Raw genomic sequence first — 310 nt, forward strand, 5'->3', positions numbered from 1 at the left:
GTTTACATCTCGCATAAGACGTTTCTCTTTACCTGCAATATGTTTCAACATACGTTTTGCAGATAAAGTTCCCTTCGATTGTAAACGCTTTCGCATTGATTTGTAATGGTTGCGAAGATTCTTAATTTCACCACCTGCAAAAAAACTACATTTCCTGTCAGTGGTAGAAGCAACAGCAAGATAGTTCATACCAACATCAATTCCCATGAAGGTAGAAGCATCTGTTATTTTCTTATCGGGGATTTCTTTCTCAATAGATAAATGGAAATAATAGTCTCCATCTTTGTGTTTTACAACTTTGGATGCTTGG

General features: G+C 36.1%; 1 pseudogene. It reads right to left on the reverse strand.

Going from position 1 to position 310, the window contains the following annotated elements:
• Nucleotides 1-310: pseudogene (locus CI957_RS10465) on the reverse strand (RNA-guided endonuclease TnpB family protein); the annotation flags it as partial.

It is taken from the genome of Methanohalophilus sp. WG1-DM, from assembly GCF_004104135.1.
GTDB classification, from domain to species: Archaea; Halobacteriota; Methanosarcinia; order Methanosarcinales; family Methanosarcinaceae; genus Methanohalophilus; species Methanohalophilus euhalobius.